Source organism: Anabaena sphaerica FACHB-251 (genome assembly GCF_014696825.1).
Classification (GTDB): Bacteria; Cyanobacteriota; Cyanobacteriia; order Cyanobacteriales; family Nostocaceae; genus RDYJ01.
Map to the genome: position 1 here is coordinate 112,650 of NZ_JACJQU010000004.1, position 15,766 is coordinate 128,415.

Sequence of the window (15,766 nt, forward strand, 5' to 3'; positions counted from 1 at the left end):
TTTACTGAGGTTTCCTCGCTTGGTTGATTTTACCATATCTCTACAGTCGAGAAATATAGCTTATTCGCGCTTTGGGCAGAATTGCTGTAATTGTTGAGGAAGTTGCCGACAAACCTGCCCAAAAGATTGGGGCTGAAGTTGCCACCAAGCAAATAGACCCAGACTTGTACCCCCTACCAGCAAAGCTAAAAACCCTCCCAGTATAACTACCAGCTTACCGCGATTTGCTTCTTTAACTACAGTAGGGGCTGATTCCTCTGCTTGATCCAAATCCAATAAAGCTAGAGAACTATCTGCTAAGGAATCAACTGTTGCTGCTTGTAGTTCTGAAGTTTCTGCCTCTGGTGCTGTTATTGCTAGTTCGTCTTCTGGTTGAATAGGTTCTAATTCTAATACTAGTGGTGCAGCTTTAACAGGCACTAAATAGGCTTGGGAAATGTGGCAAACAGTGAGAACAACAGATGTGTTATCTTGACCGTTTTTTTCATTTGCCAATTTAACCCAGTTACGTGCAGCATCTTCCACAGCAAGTTTACCTGTTAATAGGGGAATTGCATAATCCTGCCAAGATTTTTCCACCCAATCATGATCACTTAAACCATCGGAACAAAGTAATAAAATCCCGTCTTCTTCCAAAATAAAGCGTTTGATGGAAAATTGCAGAGATTCGGCTTCTTTTGTCCCTAATGCTTGCGTAAGGGCATGAGCATTAGGTGTTGTATTTGCTTGACGATACAAACTTTGTCCAAAACAGACTTCCCTAGTTGCCATATCATCATCTATGGTTAGTAGTTGGCAATAGTGGGGAGTGATCCAGTAAGCACGACTATCACCAACATTAGCTAAATAAAGTTCATGGGCGTTTTCCGACTCCCATCCTGTGTTTGTAACTATGCGTTGCGGTAATTGTATGGCCATGACTAAAGTGGTGGCCATGCGTTCTCTACCTTGGCGCTGTTGTTCGTCATTACGAGACCAAATCATATTATTCACTACACGCAAACTAGCTTCTAGCTGTTGCTGCAACAAGTCCGGAGGGACAATTTCTGTTTGTTCTGCTACATCTTGTAACCAAGCACGGATTTGTAATTTCAAAGACTGGACTGCTAATTGACTGGCTACTTCTCCACCTTCATGGCCACCAATGCCATCACAAACTATTGATAAGTGTTGGTTTAAATAGTTATCTAAGTCACTAGAGTTACTGGGGTAGCAGGTATCTTCATTGTGTCTCATCACAGGACCTGTATCTGTGAACCCTGCAACTTTCAACATTAAGGGCATTTCTGCTGCTGATGCCAGTAATAATTGATTGAGTTGATTGGTAATTGTGGCCAAATCTTGATCACCCTGGCACATCTGCTGGATGATGCAACTTAACCCTTCGGCTATTTCTGCTTTTGCTACTAGTACCCATGACTGCCAAGACTCACCCAAGTCCTGTAAGGTTAGCTTTTCTGTTGTTTGATGCAGTTCTAACAGCTTTACACACCAACCTTGAATCAATAAATTATCTGGTGATACCAAGCTTGCGGCTACTCCCAATTCTGATAATGGTTTCCACAATTGGAGAATTTGCCATAGCCAGTACAATTGCCTAACGGCCTTTGCTTGTTCCCAAACTTCGGTAATTCTGGGGTAGAGATTCCCTTTACCATCTATGGGGGCATTTTCTAATAAGAGAATATCATTTGTGTCTGCGTTTAAAGAACTCGTGAATCCGTAGGGCTGGGGGATGTGCAACCTTTCTGGATATAGTTTTAGGTAAGGAATAACTGCTGGTGGCAATTCTGACACCATGTCTGGTGGTAGTCCTGGTTGAGTATCCAGGCAAATTTGCTGTGTAATTACCTCATATCTGTCTGCAATTTTTGTTTCTGGGGGTATTGTCGCTGCTACTGTGCCAGTTGCCCAAAGATAGCGGTAAAGTATGGGTGTTTGACAAGTTTGACAAAGGCGATCGCCTATATTATTAATGGGTTGATCACAGTCTGGATTTGGGCAATGAATGATCCGCTCTTTAGAAATCATAAATGTATAAATTATAAAAGTGAATTTCAATTAACTTTAGATGTCAAGAACTGGAAGTTTAGAATAAACTGTGTGTAAGTAAGTGGGCGTTAAAAATTGTCGTTATGACAAGGGAACAGGGAACAGGGAACAGGGAACGGGGAACGGGGAAGAGGGTTTTGGTGAATTTACTTTTTGTTACATACTACTCTTCGAGAAGCCGCTACGCGTCTACGGTTTTTTCCCGCCGACTTACTTGTATCTCCGGTTAGACGTTGTTACTTAATTTAATCAAAAATTGCTTGTGAGAAATTCCAAGCCTTGATTTCCGTAAATAGTGATTGTCTAGATGTAGTTAATCACAAAATAATATTGGGATAAATTAAATGTAGTGTCTAGGATGGCGCTATGCAAATTTTTACCTTAGTTTGGCTAGTAGCAGGTATAGTTCTGTGTTTAATGGAACTTTTGTTACCAACTGCTTTTGTACAGTTCATGATGGGAATTAGTGCCTTTGTGGTGGCGCTAATGTCTTACTTGGGTTTGGGAAGTTTATGGCTGCAAGTTGTGATCTGGCTGTTGCTTTCCAGTCTGCTAGTTGTGTTTTCCCGTAGGTTTTTACAACCACCAACACGTAAGTCTAAAATCACTGATGCGGTGATCGGGGAAACTTTAACAGAAATTTTACCAGGACAGGTGGGAAGGGTACTATATGAGGGAAATTCTTGGCGCGCTAGATGTGATGATCACAAAATCAGTTTAGCACCAGGGCAAACAGTTTATGTAGTTAGCAGAGAAGGTACAACGTTAATTGTCATGCCGGAAAACGTTTTGCATTCGTAGTTGTGAATTTACTTACTACTGAGGAGATGCTTACAAATGTATCAGTTTTTATTGTTGCTTGCTTTAACTCTTGGTGGTGGTACTGCTGTACTGAAATCAATAAGAGTGATTAATCAGGGTGATGAAGCTTTGGTAGAAAGTTTAGGTAGTTATAAGAAGAAACTTGGCCCAGGCTTGAATATGATTAATCCTTTTTTCGATAACATTGTTTACAAACAAACTATCAGAGAAAAGGTTTTAGATATTCCTCCACAGCAATGTATTACTCGTGACAATGTTTCTATCACTGTTGATGCGGTCGTGTATTGGCGGATAGTTGATTTGGAGAAGGCTTACTATAAGGTAGAAAATCTCCAATCGGCAATGGTCAACTTGGTTTTAACGCAAATTCGCTCAGAAATGGGACAATTGGAGTTAGATCAAACTTTTACCGCCCGCACCCAAATTAATGAAATTCTCTTACAAGAATTAGATATTTCTACTGACCCTTGGGGTGTTAAAGTTACACGAGTCGAATTGAGAGATATTATCCCCTCTAAGGCAGTGCAAGAATCTATGGAATTGCAAATGTCGGCGGAGAGGCGAAAACGGGCATCAATTCTCACATCTGAGGGGGATAGAGAATCTGCGGTTAATAGTGCTAGAGGTAAGGCTGATGCTCAACTTTTGGATGCAGAAGCTCGACAAAAATCCGTGATTTTACAGGCAGAGGCGGAACAAAAGGCGATTATTTTGAGAGCGCAAGCGGAAAGACAACAACAAGTTTTGAAGGCACAGGCGATCGCTGAATCAGCTGAAATTCTGGCTCAAAAAATGAAAGCTAACCCGGAAGCGCAGAAAGCGGTGGAAGTGCTATTGGCTTTGGGTTATTTAGATATGGGTTCAATAATTGGTAAAAGCGATAGTAGCAAGGTGATGTTTATGGACCCCCGCACTATCCCCGCTACTTTAGAGGGTATACGTTCTATTGTCTCTGATGTACCAACAAATTCCAATCCCATATTTGATCAAGGTGGCAGGGTGTAGGGTATAGCGAAAGAATTACCTGTTCCCTGTTCCCTGTTCCCTGTTCCCTGTTTCCTGACAGTTGTTACACAGTCCAAAAAATTCTAGGGTGTGGTAAAAGACTTTAAACTTATGGCTGGCTTTTAACTCGTTTTCTAGTTCATGGACTGGACATTGATGGATGGGGATGGAAAGACCGCATTGTAAACAGGTGAGGTGGTGTTTATCTTGTTGGGTTAAACTATAGAGGGCTTCACCGTTAGCCAGAGTTCTTACCTGTACTTTCCCTTCGAGTTTGAGGGCTTCTAGTGAACGGTAAACTGTGGCTAAACCCATGCTTTGACTACAGTTACGTAGTTCTATGTATATATCTTGTGCAGAAATTCCTTGTTTAATGTTTTTTAACAGGTTCAAAATCCGGTCTTGACTGCGGGTACGTATAGCTCTCATAACAATTTTGGATTTTAGATTTGGATCTGAGAATAATAAAAATTTTGTATCATATAAGACTATATTAAATTAGCATATGTGATGACAGCTTTTTGATTGGCTAACTGATAGATTAACTCTAACGACTGTGTGATCTTATTTTCACTCAGTTGGAACAGAAAGTTATAGTATAGCGATCGCAGCTTTCAGCAAAAGCCTAATGCAAAGGAAGTATCTAGCTAAAATTTTCGTTACTCTTCGTCCTTCAGTCTTAGACCCCGCTGGTGTGGCTGTACAATCTAGCCTTAAGCAACTCGGATACGATAACGTTGAACAGGTGCGTATTGGCAAGTACATGGAAGTCACGATCATCTCACCAGATGAGCCAAAAGCACGTAAAGACTTGAATGAAATGTGTGAACAAATGTTAGCAAATCCGGTGATAGAAAACTATCGCTTTGATTTGATTGAGGTGGAATCTCAAACGGGAGTGTTCTAGGTAATGGGGACTGGGGACTGGGGACTGGGGACTGGGGACTGGGGACTGGGGACTGGTAATATTTGATTATTCCCTATTCCCTGTTACCTGTTCCCTATTCCCTGACTAATGACTAATGACTAATGACTAATGACTAATGACTAAATTATGAAATTCGGTGTTTTAGTTTTTCCAGGGTCTAATTGCGATCGCGATGCTGCTTATGTTACTAGAGACTTGCTAGGACAACCAACGCGCATGGTTTGGCATCAAGATACTGATATTAGTGATATAGATGTAATTATTGTCCCTGGTGGCTTTAGTTACGGAGATTATTTGCGTTGTGGGGCGATCGCTCGTTTCTCTCCTGTGATGCAGCAAGTAATTGATCATGCAAATAAAGGCAAGTTTGTCATCGGTATTTGCAACGGGTTTCAGGTATTAACTGAAGCTGGTTTGCTACCGGGGGTATTAACGAGAAATCGAGATTTGCATTTTATTTGCGATCGCTCTCCTTTGAAAGTTGAGCGGAATAATTTACCTTGGACTCAAGGTTATACTGAGGGTGAAGTTATCACTTTACCGATTGCTCACGGAGAAGGGCGATTTTACGCTGATAAAGAGACTTTAGCAAAAATTGAAGATAACGGGCAAGTTCTATTTCGTTATCACGGGGAAAACCCCAATGGTTCATTAAACAATATTGCGGGGATTTGCAATCTTCAAGGTAATGTTTTAGGAATGATGCCACATCCAGAACGAGCAGCAGATAAAGCGTTAGGTAATAGCGATGGTTTGCGCTTGTTTCAGGGTTTGTTGGGGAAGTTTGCAGCTTTAGTGTAATAGATACCCGGCTTCTGAACGGAGTCGGGTATTTTTATCCTGATTAAGTCTTGACTTGTCAAATCGCAAAAGTTTATTATTTAACGATTGTGATTTTCAAGACAACAGTAAGGGGTGCAAATGAATAAAATAGCAATAAATCCAGACTTAGCCAATGTAGATTATACTGATTTATTAGCGAAAATCTTATTGGTATTACAGAAACCAAATCAGCAAATATTTAAACTTTCTGATGATAATAAACGTTTGCGAATCAATATTGATCAGGTAGCTACTGAAGTCGCTAATTTGCAGGTAGAAAATCCCCTGGGAGCATCTGCAAACAGCGTCCGTTCTGCTACCGTAAATATTAGTCCAGGTTCTGAAGAAAAGTTTCGGAATCAAATTCATGCAATTAAAGATTGTGTTGAGAAATTGTTAGAATCATCACTAGGAAATAGCAAATCAATAGAGGAATTTGTTAGTAAATTAATTACAGATCTACAGACATTTCAAGGGAAAACAGCTAAATTAGACTTTACCTATCCTTTTCTTCCTTATGACAATTTGCAAAAACAACGGTTAACTTTTAAGAAAAATAATCCTGAAAATAGAGAATTGCTAAAAGTTCATAAGCTAACTATTTCTGTACAGAAAACCCGTGATTTTGATACAGAATTGCGAAAAGGTTTAGAAAATTATATTCGGGTTAAATTTGCGAGTGCAAATCCTGAAGAAAAACAAGACTTAGAATACATTCTTGAAGATTTAGAAAAAGATAAAAATTCTGACCTTTTCCGGTTGCGGGATGTTGTCAATAAAGAAACATTAGGGAAACTCAAAAAACAAGCACAAATAAATTATTTAGAGTTTCTGCTAGAAAATATTAACACTAAAACTAGCAATTTAAATGCCGCTGGTGCTATCTATTTAGAAGATTTGATTAGAAGACTCAGACTTATAGAAACATACATTAACGATAGTAACAAAGCTGATGGTGATTACCTCGTTAACTATGCAGGTGCAGAAATTAATTACAAAGATGCTTTTTCTCGTGGTGAAGCATTTGATAAGCTGCCAATTATTCCCATAGTAGAAGGTTTTTTGGGAGAAACAAAAGATGAAAATCGGGGAGAAATTCAATTTGTATTTGGACTCAAATTGAAGTTTGATGGTAAAGTTCATACTGACGGTGGTAAAAGCGTTTTTGATTATCGTCTCAATATCCTAAATCCAGATAGTCAAGAACATAAAGATGCACTTGCAGATCCTTTACAACGAGAATCATTTCCCAAAAAAGTCTTACAAATAGCGTTTTTGTACTATTTCTTATTTGCGTCTCCTCATAATCCCAAAAGTAATAATTATGTTCTCAAGGATGAATTAAAATATGATCCTTTAGAAGCTTTTGAGAAAAAGGTAATTCATAAATTACAGGGTTCTGACGAAACAGCAAAAGAACAACTGCTTCGGAATATTTATAAATACTTACAAGAATTTAATATTCAATTTAAAATCAATCGTCTTAAAGGTGTATTGCAAAATCTCCTCAAGCACAAAACTTCTTTCCCCACAAGAGATTATCCTGTACACATTTCCGTAAAAAACGGTCTTCTTGAAGAAGATACCCAGAATATTTTTAATAACAATACATTTTTTAAACCTGTTGTGAGAGGAAATCCTAAAGAAGTTCTAAAATACATATCTTTAGGAAAACCGAATACAGAAACAAATTCTCTTTGTACCCTACCAGCTAAAGTTACTATCAAAGACATTCACTTTTTTGCTACAGATGATCAAGAAACCTTTAGCATGGAATATGATTTAACTGGTATTCGTGCATTACCAGTAGTTTTTGCACCTTTAGATGATCCGAGATGTTTAAAAAGTTGCAGTCAACATTTCAAAAATCGTCAACTTTTACTATTTCCCTATAGTTTAGAAGATAAAAAACTAGAACCTCATCAAGCTTTTATTTATAAATTTACTTACGGGTTGCTTGCTTATATATGTCTTAAAATTTTATTAGATAAGCAAACAAGATTATTTATCCCCATTCTCAGATTACATCTGCACGGTAAAGATGATGATGCACCGATAGAAAAATTTATAGTTTCTTTATCTGGTGTTTTATCTCATTTATTCAATGAAACACATCGTGCTAATAAGAAAGGATTTGACATTAGAGAGTTGGGATTTAAAATTCCTAATACCATGAGTTCTTTGTACTCTGTTTTACCCAAAAAATTTAGTTTCCATAGTTCTTCAAAATCTCCCCAACTAGACAAATTAGCCATTATTATTGTCTCCAGTCGTGAAAGTGATCGAGGTTGGAGTGGTTCTGCGAAAATCTCCAACTTAATGGGGGAAATTATCGGTGTAAACATGAAAAATGGGGTAGTTAAATTTCAGTTACCTACAACTTTTTCTGATAACTATAACCAGCAAGAAATGTATACAAATCCCAGCGTAATTATTGATAAAGTGACTGAACTTTACAAATTGGGATACAAGCATATTGTCTATATTGCTAAAGCACCTTACACCAGCACATTACACATGACACAAGCAGAAGATGATGATGGACTTTTCTTTATGTCCAGAGATGTAATTAGAGGTTTAAAATCTGAATATCATGATATTAAAATCTATCCCATGTTTTTTGATAAATACTATGCAGTTAGATTAGAAAATATCGCAGCAGGTTCTTTATATATTCAAGATACAGTAGAACTGACAAATTTAGTCGAAGATCCTAGCAAAAAATCGGTTGTGTTTTTCAACTTATTTAATGGAATGAAAGTAGGTAAAGAGGAAGAAAGATATTATAGAGGTGTAATTTCTTATGCGACGCTGTTAAATATTTATCAAGGAATACTTGATGATGAAGATATCCATAAAGGACTTATTTTTGATGGTTCATTAAAAGATGATATCTTGCAGTATTTGACTTTATTTCACTTCTCCCGCTACCAAAAAGCCGACAAACAAATTCACATTAAACTAGATCCTTATGACAAGTTGATTGGAGATAAATCCGTTGGTAAACTTTCCTTGTTTAATCATTTTCGAGGAAAAGGTGAATTTAACTCTTTAGCATTTTTAACTCTTGTAAGAACAGTATTAAATGCAAAGCAGTAGGGGTAATTCATGTAGCTTGCTTCCCGTAGCTTGCGTGGCGAAGCCATAGGGTATTACCCATACGACTGTAAAATTATATAGAGATTAACATGAAATCTAAAATAGCCGAAGATTTAGGACGTTTGTTTGAAGTAGGTTTTAATGTTGGGGTTCTTGCTTACATTGAAGAAAATAAAATCAAGCATAAATTTGGTGATTTATATCGTCAGGAATTACAGCAGCTAAAGTTACCCAAAATGCAACAGCGAGTTGTTGATAAAGTTATTAGCACTGTAGAAAGAGATATGGCTAAAAATTGGAGTATATTTTTTATTCAAAAGGGTTTTTTAAGTGGTTTTAATTTCTTTCGAGAATACATTAAATCTACAGGTTGGGATAAACCGCACAAGTTACCAAATGTGGAAATATTATATTATCAATGTCGGTTTAATGGTGATAACAGTATTGGTACTTATGACACCAAAGATGATTTTCAGTGGTTTAGTGAAGCATTATCTCAATTTGATAATTTAGATCACATCTCTCAATATATTACAGCTTATAAAAAGAAAGGTGAATTTCTCAATGCAGATACTTTAATTCTATTACGTCATAGGAAAGAGTATCGAGTTATTTGTGTTGATTTATCGGTGTTTTCTATCAATACTAATGAAGATGTTGAAAATATTGATTATATAGAAATTATCCGTCGGTTATTAATGCGGGATATTAGCTATTTACGGTCAAAAAGCGTCTTTTCTAATCTTCGTATTGATACTGAATCTTTAGGTTTAGAATTCTCGGAAGGCTTAAAAACATATTTTACTGCTTTTAAATATAGAGATAAAGAAAGTACCAAGTCAATTCAAGCTGCTTGCTATCTCCATAGCTTCTATGAATTTCTGCAAAAAACCACTATTCTCCCAGATACAGCAAGTGTAGTTTTCAATTCTATAGGATATAGCGATCGCGGCATTAGTACAATATCCATTCAACGCAAAAATGTAGATATCTTAAAAACTTGTTATCAGATTTACAAACATGACTCCAGTCCTCAAGAAATTCCCCAAGCACGCAAGGAGGTTTTAAAGAAAATTAAAAGCAGTGCTTACCGAAGTTTTGAGCGCGGTAAAGAGTTTGTTGATTCTCTTTTAGAAATTCCTGCTGATAGGATTACTATTTTACCTCGTCACACAGAGAAAATTACTGGATTTATCAACTCTGTGGGACAAGTTTCTTCAGAATTGATGAATGAGTTAGGGTTAACTGGAACCATGAAACTAAGAGATACTCATGCTGAATTAATTAAAAAATCTCTAGTTTCTCAATCAACTTATATATTTTTAACAGGAAATCCTGGAATTGGTAAAACTACCGCAATTGTTGATTTCTTGAAAACACATATAGATGAAGGTTTTCTCTTCTTTTACGTCAGTCCTCGCAAACAAGTAAATCTGGATATCATCGAAAAATTTAAAGATAAAAATACCGGAAAATTATGTCATGATAAGTTATTAGCTATAAACACCAACAGCAACATACTTACAGATAACCCTGGACGTTACACTGTTCAATACACCTCTAACCAACGTCAGGGTAAATTTATTGAAAAGTCTGTTCACTTTCTGGATAATAGAGATGTTGAACAAAAAACCCGACGTTCGGACAGACTCAAGCGAACCAAGGAAGATGTAATTCAAGATATTGGACAAAAGAAGCTGGGTGTTCTCAATAGTGTTTGTGAAGCTATATCCACAATCATAGAACAAAAAACATCGAATAATATTATCGCAACGGCTTCTATTCAAGCCTTGAAAATGACTGATGCTGGTAACACTTTAAAGCATTTTGATAAAATTTTTAGAAATGCTTACAATACCTCAGATGGTAAAGTTTTAACTCAAAAAATGCAAGAAATATCTGGGAGAATTAAGCACATATTTATCATGATAGATGAAATTACAGGAGATGATGGAGGTGTGGAGTTCTTAAATGGAATCCATCAGATAATCGAGAAGTATCAATTAATGGATTCTCAGCATGGTTTTAATACCAAAGTAATTGTCGCTGATGCTTCTATTGTTGATAAAAATGTGATTATTCAACACCTGTCTGATACCTCTCCAGAACCAGATAAAATATATTTCCGTCGTGCTGTAGATATTGCTCAACCTCTTTCGGTTCAACCATTAATATTTAAAGGTTTAGACTCAACTGTTATTAACACTAACTCTTACCCAGCGAGTAGTTTATCTATAAGTTATCAAGTATTAGTTGAATCTTGTAAATTTAGTGAAGAAGTCAGACTAAAGCAACAATATAATTTAGAATCTGGATTAAAAAATGAAATTTTAAAAGATATTGAATGTCTCCTCCAACGGTCAGATGTTGAACAGGTGATAGTTTATATTCAAAACAAGCGTAAATTAGCAGAACTGATTGATAACATTAAGCGAAACTGGGGAAAGTTTGAAAAGTGTACAGATTACTTAGAAATACACGCAAATATTTCTGAGGAAGAAAAGAAAGAAATTCAAAAATTTCAAGAAAATGTCAAAGTCATTTTTATGACTGCTTCCGGTAGTCGGGGTTTATCCTTTCCTAAAGCTAAACATATTTTGGTGGAAATTCCCAAATTTGAGATTGAAAAAAATCTGATGGAAGTAATTCAGGTTATTTACAGAGGTCGAGGAAATGAAAATATAGATAATCAGGATAAAGAACTAATTTTTTACTTAGCAGAACGAGCAGTTTATTATCAAGATGACCCAGAAATTTCTTTACAAGAAAGTGTGCTGAGTCTGTTAAATATCTTATTGATTTTAAAGGCTTCTATCATGACCAGAATTTTTGGTTATGGTCGGATAGGTCGGGATAATTTTATTCTTATTCCTATAGGTGGAAAATCTGTTTTTGCTGCTGGAGAGACATTTTCTGCTCAAATGGTCAACCTTATCCGTCAATTAAAAACAGAATACCAACGCACTAAAAGTGATGTGTTGCTGAAACAAGTTTTTACAAACTTAGAAAACCTACTAGGACGAGCAGATTTTGTGATTCAAAATGCAACTGAGTCTAATTATTTAGCAATGCGGGAATCTTTTAACAGCAAGTTTTCAGAAATTTCTCATACTCTAGATAAGTTACTAGATTTTGGTAAAATTGAACCTGGTTACATCAGTGGAGGTTTATTAATAGTTCCTATTGCTAATAATAAGTTAGAAGAAACTTATCAAATGCGACTAGCTGATATAACAACCTACGCTAATGAAGAACTATGGAAAAATATGCACGAAATTACCCGTCGGAAATCTTCTTATCCAGAAAATTTACGATTTGCTATTAAAGATGCTATAGAATTGGTCAATAAGTTAAGAAATGGAGTAGAAAAAACACAAAAACTCGAACAGAAAAGTCAACACACAGATCAATATTATGCTTTACCATTATTTGCATTTATTAGCGGTGAAGTCATGAAAGAATATTTTGAAAGTAAAGCAGAAGAACCAGAAGATCAACGTTTTCGGGATATTTTATCTACCTACATTCGTGGATTATATCCTGTCGGTAACGTTTTACCAATAGGTCATAATTATCAAGAATTTCCCTTTGTAGTGTTTAGGAGTTACAGCTTAGAAGAAATTAGAAACAAAATCTTGACAGAGAAATATCTGTTAAATTCTCAGGAATTAAACGTACTCAATTTAATTCTCTCTTGTTAAAAATTCTCTTAAATTGTTCGCATTTTTTAAGCTAACCCTATTGACACCGACCGGAAAACTTGTTACACTTATCTTGACGAGGAAGAACTATCTCGGCTGCATTAGCCGCAAATTCTTAACTCCTCTCTGCGACTCTGCTAGAGAAAAATTTTAATCATCTCCATTCCCTAAATTCCTCACACACACATCAACCAACTCGCACACATCACAACCAGGAGAACGCGCTTTACAAACTGCACGACCATGATATATTAACCGAATAGACCAATTTTCCCAATCTGGTTGGGGTAATAATTGCATTAAATCTTTTTCAATTCCAATAGGTTCGGTATTTTTAGTTAACCCCAAACGCTGACTTAACCGCTTCACATGAGTATCCACGGTCACCCCAGCATTAATACCATAAGCGTGTGCTAAAACCACATTTGCAGTTTTTCTCGCAACTCCAGGAAGCTTTAATAATTCTTCCATTTTATTAGGAACAACCGAGTTAAAATCAGCAACAATCATCCGACAAGAAGCTTTGATATTCTTGGCTTTGTTACGATAAAAACTCGTTGAACGGACTAATTCTTCTAATTCTAATATATCCGCATTTCCTAAACTTTCCGCATCTGGAAAGCGACTAAATAAAGCAGGTGTTACTTTATTCACTCGTTCATCTGTACATTGTGCAGAAAGAATAGTTGCTACTAATAATTGTACCGGAGTTTCATAATTTAAAGAGCAAGTCGCGTCAGGATACAGACGGTGGAGACGAGAGAGAATTTCTAAAGCGCGTTGCTTTTTTGATAATTTTTTTTGAGTCACATCAGCAATTTCAATTGAATACTTCCCATACTCTGTATGAGAATGAATTTCCTGATTTCTCGTTCTCATACTCTGTATGGGAATGAATTGTATAAGGCTCTGCTTTCTTTGTCAAATAGAGGTAGAACCTCTGGATCACATTCCCAGTTTGAGACTGGGAACGAGATGAAAATCTGAAATTCAGTTACAATCCCTGGAATAATTGTTGTACAAAATCTAATTGAGTGGTTTCTTTGACGATTAAGAAAATACCTAATCCTAAGAGTAGCACTAAACCAGTTTGCATTACACCTTCTTGAATTTTTGCTGGTAAGGGTTTACCAAACAAACCTTCAATTAACAAAAAAGCCAATTGTCCACCATCCAAAGCGGGGAGGGGTAAAATATTGATAACTGCTAAATTAATACTAATAATTGCTGCAAAAGACAACAAATTAGCAAGATTATCAGCTGCTAATTTAGCACCAATTTTAACAATATTAATTGGTCCAGAAACCTGACTAGCAGTTGCTTGAAAGTTAGTTAATAGCTGTCCAAATCCTTTAATTGTCCCCACAACTAACTGTTGAAATCTGTTAGCAGCAACTGTGAAAATCTCTGTAGGATTTTGGGGACGACGATAAACTGCTTTACCATTGGGTCCTAGTTCAATTCCCACCAACCCTTTACCATCAGCACTTTGTGTAGGGGTTAATTTTAAGGGAATTTGTTCATTTTGACGCTGAATTTTCAGGTCAAGTTGCTGATTGGGATGTGTTTGAATTTCTTTGGTCAGCAATAAGGTAGAATCGTTACCAGCTGTGAGTTCCTGACCATTGACACTGAGGATAATATCACCTTCACGAATACCTGCTTGGTAAGCAATAGATTGTTCGTTAACAGGTTTGACAATTACTCCTGGTTGATATTTAAATTCTTGTGGTATACCAACAATACCCAACTGCAAAGCCAGGACTAAATAAGCAAATATTAAGTTTGCTATCACTCCCGCACTAATGACGATCGCTCGATCTAAAATGGGACGATTACGCAACAGATTTGGGTCGTTGGGGGGAATGTCGCTATCAGGATCATCATCGGGAAAGCCAACAAAGCCACCCAAAGGGAAAGCACGGATAGTATATTCCGTTTGTGATCCTTGGTACTTCAACAGGATGGGACCAAAACCCAAGGAAAAGCGGTTAGCGTAAATACCTTGGGAACGTGCGGCTATAAAGTGTCCTAACTCGTGTACTAAGATCAAAATAGCCAAAACTGCGATCGCTGCTAAAACTGACATAGAGCAAATTAGTCAAAATATTGAGATATATATCTTTATTGTAGTTTGGGAATAGACGTAGAAACGAAATCTGCTTTTGTTTGTTGTCAACTGCGATGGAAAGCGCAAATTATGGAAATTTTCGCCAGTTTCCAAGTTTTGAGCCAAAAAGTGGGGAATTTTTGGGACTTAAGGGCAAATTTGCTAACTCTTGGCAAAAATTATCAAGGATATAAACTTAATTCATACATCTTACAATATCAATATCAAAATCAAATATAATCCTGTTAATCCTTTAATCCTGGATATCCTGATTCTGACAGTTAAATTTTAATAATAAAAGGTGCGTTAATCAATTTTATTTAACGCACCCTAAGAGCAGTATTATTTGAAAGGAATATATTCATCCATTCATCAATCTCTGAAGCTTTAGCAATAAATTCTAAATCTTGCACAAATTTACCAATTGTACCACATAGTTGATGTCCAAAAATTAATCCTGAAAACTGTTTTCCTTCTTTTTGCCAAGTTTCCGCTAAAACTCGAAAACGAATATCTTGAGTAAATAGGACTCGTTGTAGTTCAGTCACTCTTTCTAATAGTTTATCATCAGGAAGTTCTTGGGTTTCATCATCAAAAGCAGTTAGTATATCCACACCCCGACGACGCAATTGTGATGTAATAGATTGAGGTACATGAACATCCATATATAGAGCAATAGTCATTTACAGCAGTCCTTTGGTTTTCATTCTGCTGTAAAATGGAGATGATACTAATTCATTTTTGCTTTGTTGTACTTGTTCCCATTCCTCTTTAATTTCTTGGTCAATTTCTTCTTGGTGGTCAAAGTAATAACCCATAGTAGCATGAGCTTCAGCTTGGGTTAAATAAGGATGTTGACGACACATTTCTTCTACTGACCAACCATAAGCAATATAGTCCATGACAATTTGTGCTACTCTAATTCTCGGAAAACGCTTTAATCTTGCTGGTTGATTTTCGGTTTTTTCAATATGCGGGTAATTCAGGGTTAACATATTATTTGATTTAGCTAAGTTGCTCGAAGCACTATATTTTAGTATATCATTTTTTGTCTGATAGCGAAGCGTGGCGTAAGCCATATCAGGATGCACAGGATTTGAGGATGTACAGGATGTTTTTTTAATATTCATCTACATTTTCAGAAATTGTATTTTGTCAGAATCAGGATGTCCAGGATTTGAGGATGTACAGGATGTTTTTTTAATATTCATCTACATTTTCAGAAAT

At 36.4% G+C, this 15,766-nt stretch carries 12 protein-coding genes; 6 read left to right on the plus strand and 6 right to left on the minus strand.

The window, feature by feature from the left end:
• Window positions 1–60: 60 nt before the first annotated feature.
• Window positions 61–2,031 carry a PP2C family protein-serine/threonine phosphatase gene (locus H6G06_RS09400; protein WP_190559377.1) on the minus strand — a complete coding sequence of 657 codons (1,971 nt, stop codon included), beginning with the start codon at window positions 2,029–2,031 and terminating at the stop codon, window positions 61–63.
• 387 nt (window positions 2,032–2,418) lie between these two features.
• On the opposite strand from H6G06_RS09400, the gene H6G06_RS09405 reads away from it, so the two are divergent.
• Together H6G06_RS09405 and H6G06_RS09410 are read left to right on the plus strand one after the other, a co-directional pair.
• Window positions 2,419–2,853, plus strand: a complete 435-nt coding sequence (locus tag H6G06_RS09405) for an NfeD family protein (RefSeq protein ID WP_190559379.1) — start codon at window positions 2,419–2,421, stop codon at window positions 2,851–2,853.
• Between the two features lie 36 nt (window positions 2,854–2,889).
• Window positions 2,890–3,879, plus strand: a complete 990-nt coding sequence (locus H6G06_RS09410) for an SPFH domain-containing protein (protein ID WP_190559381.1) — start codon at window positions 2,890–2,892, stop codon at window positions 3,877–3,879.
• A gap of 15 nt (window positions 3,880–3,894) precedes the next feature.
• Here the strand turns inward: H6G06_RS09410 and H6G06_RS09415 are convergent, their stop codons facing one another.
• Entirely contained in the window at window positions 3,895–4,308 is a 414-nt protein-coding gene (locus H6G06_RS09415; RefSeq protein ID WP_190559383.1) for a Fur family transcriptional regulator, read from the minus strand.
• Between the two features lie 199 nt (window positions 4,309–4,507).
• On the opposite strand from H6G06_RS09415, the gene purS reads away from it, so the two are divergent.
• From purS to H6G06_RS09435, 4 genes are all read left to right on the plus strand, one after another.
• The gene (gene purS, locus H6G06_RS09420; RefSeq protein ID WP_190559385.1) at window positions 4,508–4,786 is read left to right on the plus strand and encodes a phosphoribosylformylglycinamidine synthase subunit PurS; all 279 of its coding nucleotides are present in this window, start codon (window positions 4,508–4,510) and stop codon (window positions 4,784–4,786) included.
• Between the two features lie 147 nt (window positions 4,787–4,933).
• Window positions 4,934–5,608 (plus strand): phosphoribosylformylglycinamidine synthase subunit PurQ, encoded by a 675-nt coding sequence (purQ, locus tag H6G06_RS09425; protein ID WP_190559387.1) that lies wholly within the window; start codon window positions 4,934–4,936, stop codon window positions 5,606–5,608.
• A gap of 120 nt (window positions 5,609–5,728) precedes the next feature.
• The gene (locus tag H6G06_RS09430) at window positions 5,729–8,728 is read left to right on the plus strand and encodes a hypothetical protein (RefSeq protein ID WP_190559389.1); all 3,000 of its coding nucleotides are present in this window, start codon (window positions 5,729–5,731) and stop codon (window positions 8,726–8,728) included.
• Between the two features lie 89 nt (window positions 8,729–8,817).
• Entirely contained in the window at window positions 8,818–12,429 is a 3,612-nt protein-coding gene (locus tag H6G06_RS09435; protein WP_190559391.1) for a helicase-related protein, read from the plus strand.
• A gap of 150 nt (window positions 12,430–12,579) precedes the next feature.
• On the opposite strand, the gene nth is transcribed toward H6G06_RS09435, so the two are convergent.
• From nth to H6G06_RS09455, 4 genes are all read right to left on the minus strand, one after another.
• The gene (gene nth / locus H6G06_RS09440; protein WP_338422930.1) at window positions 12,580–13,239 is read right to left on the minus strand and encodes an endonuclease III; all 660 of its coding nucleotides are present in this window, start codon (window positions 13,237–13,239) and stop codon (window positions 12,580–12,582) included.
• Window positions 13,240–13,423: 184 nt separating this feature from the next.
• On the minus strand, window positions 13,424–14,518 hold the full coding sequence (rseP, locus tag H6G06_RS09445; RefSeq protein WP_190559393.1) for an RIP metalloprotease RseP: 1,095 nt from the start codon (window positions 14,516–14,518) through the stop codon (window positions 13,424–13,426).
• Between the two features lie 341 nt (window positions 14,519–14,859).
• Window positions 14,860–15,222: a DUF5615 family PIN-like protein gene (locus H6G06_RS09450; RefSeq protein ID WP_190559395.1), complete on the minus strand. Its 363-nt coding sequence runs from the start codon at window positions 15,220–15,222 to the stop codon at window positions 14,860–14,862.
• Window positions 15,223–15,669: a DUF433 domain-containing protein gene (locus H6G06_RS09455; protein ID WP_242039646.1), complete on the minus strand. Its 447-nt coding sequence runs from the start codon at window positions 15,667–15,669 to the stop codon at window positions 15,223–15,225.
• Between the last annotated feature and the right edge of the window lie 97 nt (window positions 15,670–15,766).

Bases quoted from the DNA above. Each gene is read 5' to 3' on its own strand.
- H6G06_RS09455 (WP_242039646.1), bottom strand. From the start codon at position 15,669: ATGAATATTAAAAAAACATCCTGTACATCCTCAAATCCTGTGCATCCT.
- H6G06_RS09415 (WP_190559383.1), bottom strand. From the start codon at position 4,308: ATGAGAGCTATACGTACCCGCAGTCAAGACCGGATTTTGAACCTGTTA.
- H6G06_RS09405 (WP_190559379.1), top strand. From the start codon at position 2,419: ATGCAAATTTTTACCTTAGTTTGGCTAGTAGCAGGTATAGTTCTGTGT.
- H6G06_RS09435 (WP_190559391.1), top strand. From the start codon at position 8,818: ATGAAATCTAAAATAGCCGAAGATTTAGGACGTTTGTTTGAAGTAGGT.
- H6G06_RS09450 (WP_190559395.1), bottom strand. From the start codon at position 15,222: ATGACTATTGCTCTATATATGGATGTTCATGTACCTCAATCTATTACA.
- purQ (WP_190559387.1), top strand. From the start codon at position 4,934: ATGAAATTCGGTGTTTTAGTTTTTCCAGGGTCTAATTGCGATCGCGAT.
- H6G06_RS09410 (WP_190559381.1), top strand. From the start codon at position 2,890: ATGTATCAGTTTTTATTGTTGCTTGCTTTAACTCTTGGTGGTGGTACT.
- H6G06_RS09400 (WP_190559377.1), bottom strand. From the start codon at position 2,031: ATGATTTCTAAAGAGCGGATCATTCATTGCCCAAATCCAGACTGTGAT.
- H6G06_RS09430 (WP_190559389.1), top strand. From the start codon at position 5,729: ATGAATAAAATAGCAATAAATCCAGACTTAGCCAATGTAGATTATACT.
- rseP (WP_190559393.1), bottom strand. From the start codon at position 14,518: ATGTCAGTTTTAGCAGCGATCGCAGTTTTGGCTATTTTGATCTTAGTA.
- purS (WP_190559385.1), top strand. From the start codon at position 4,508: ATGCAAAGGAAGTATCTAGCTAAAATTTTCGTTACTCTTCGTCCTTCA.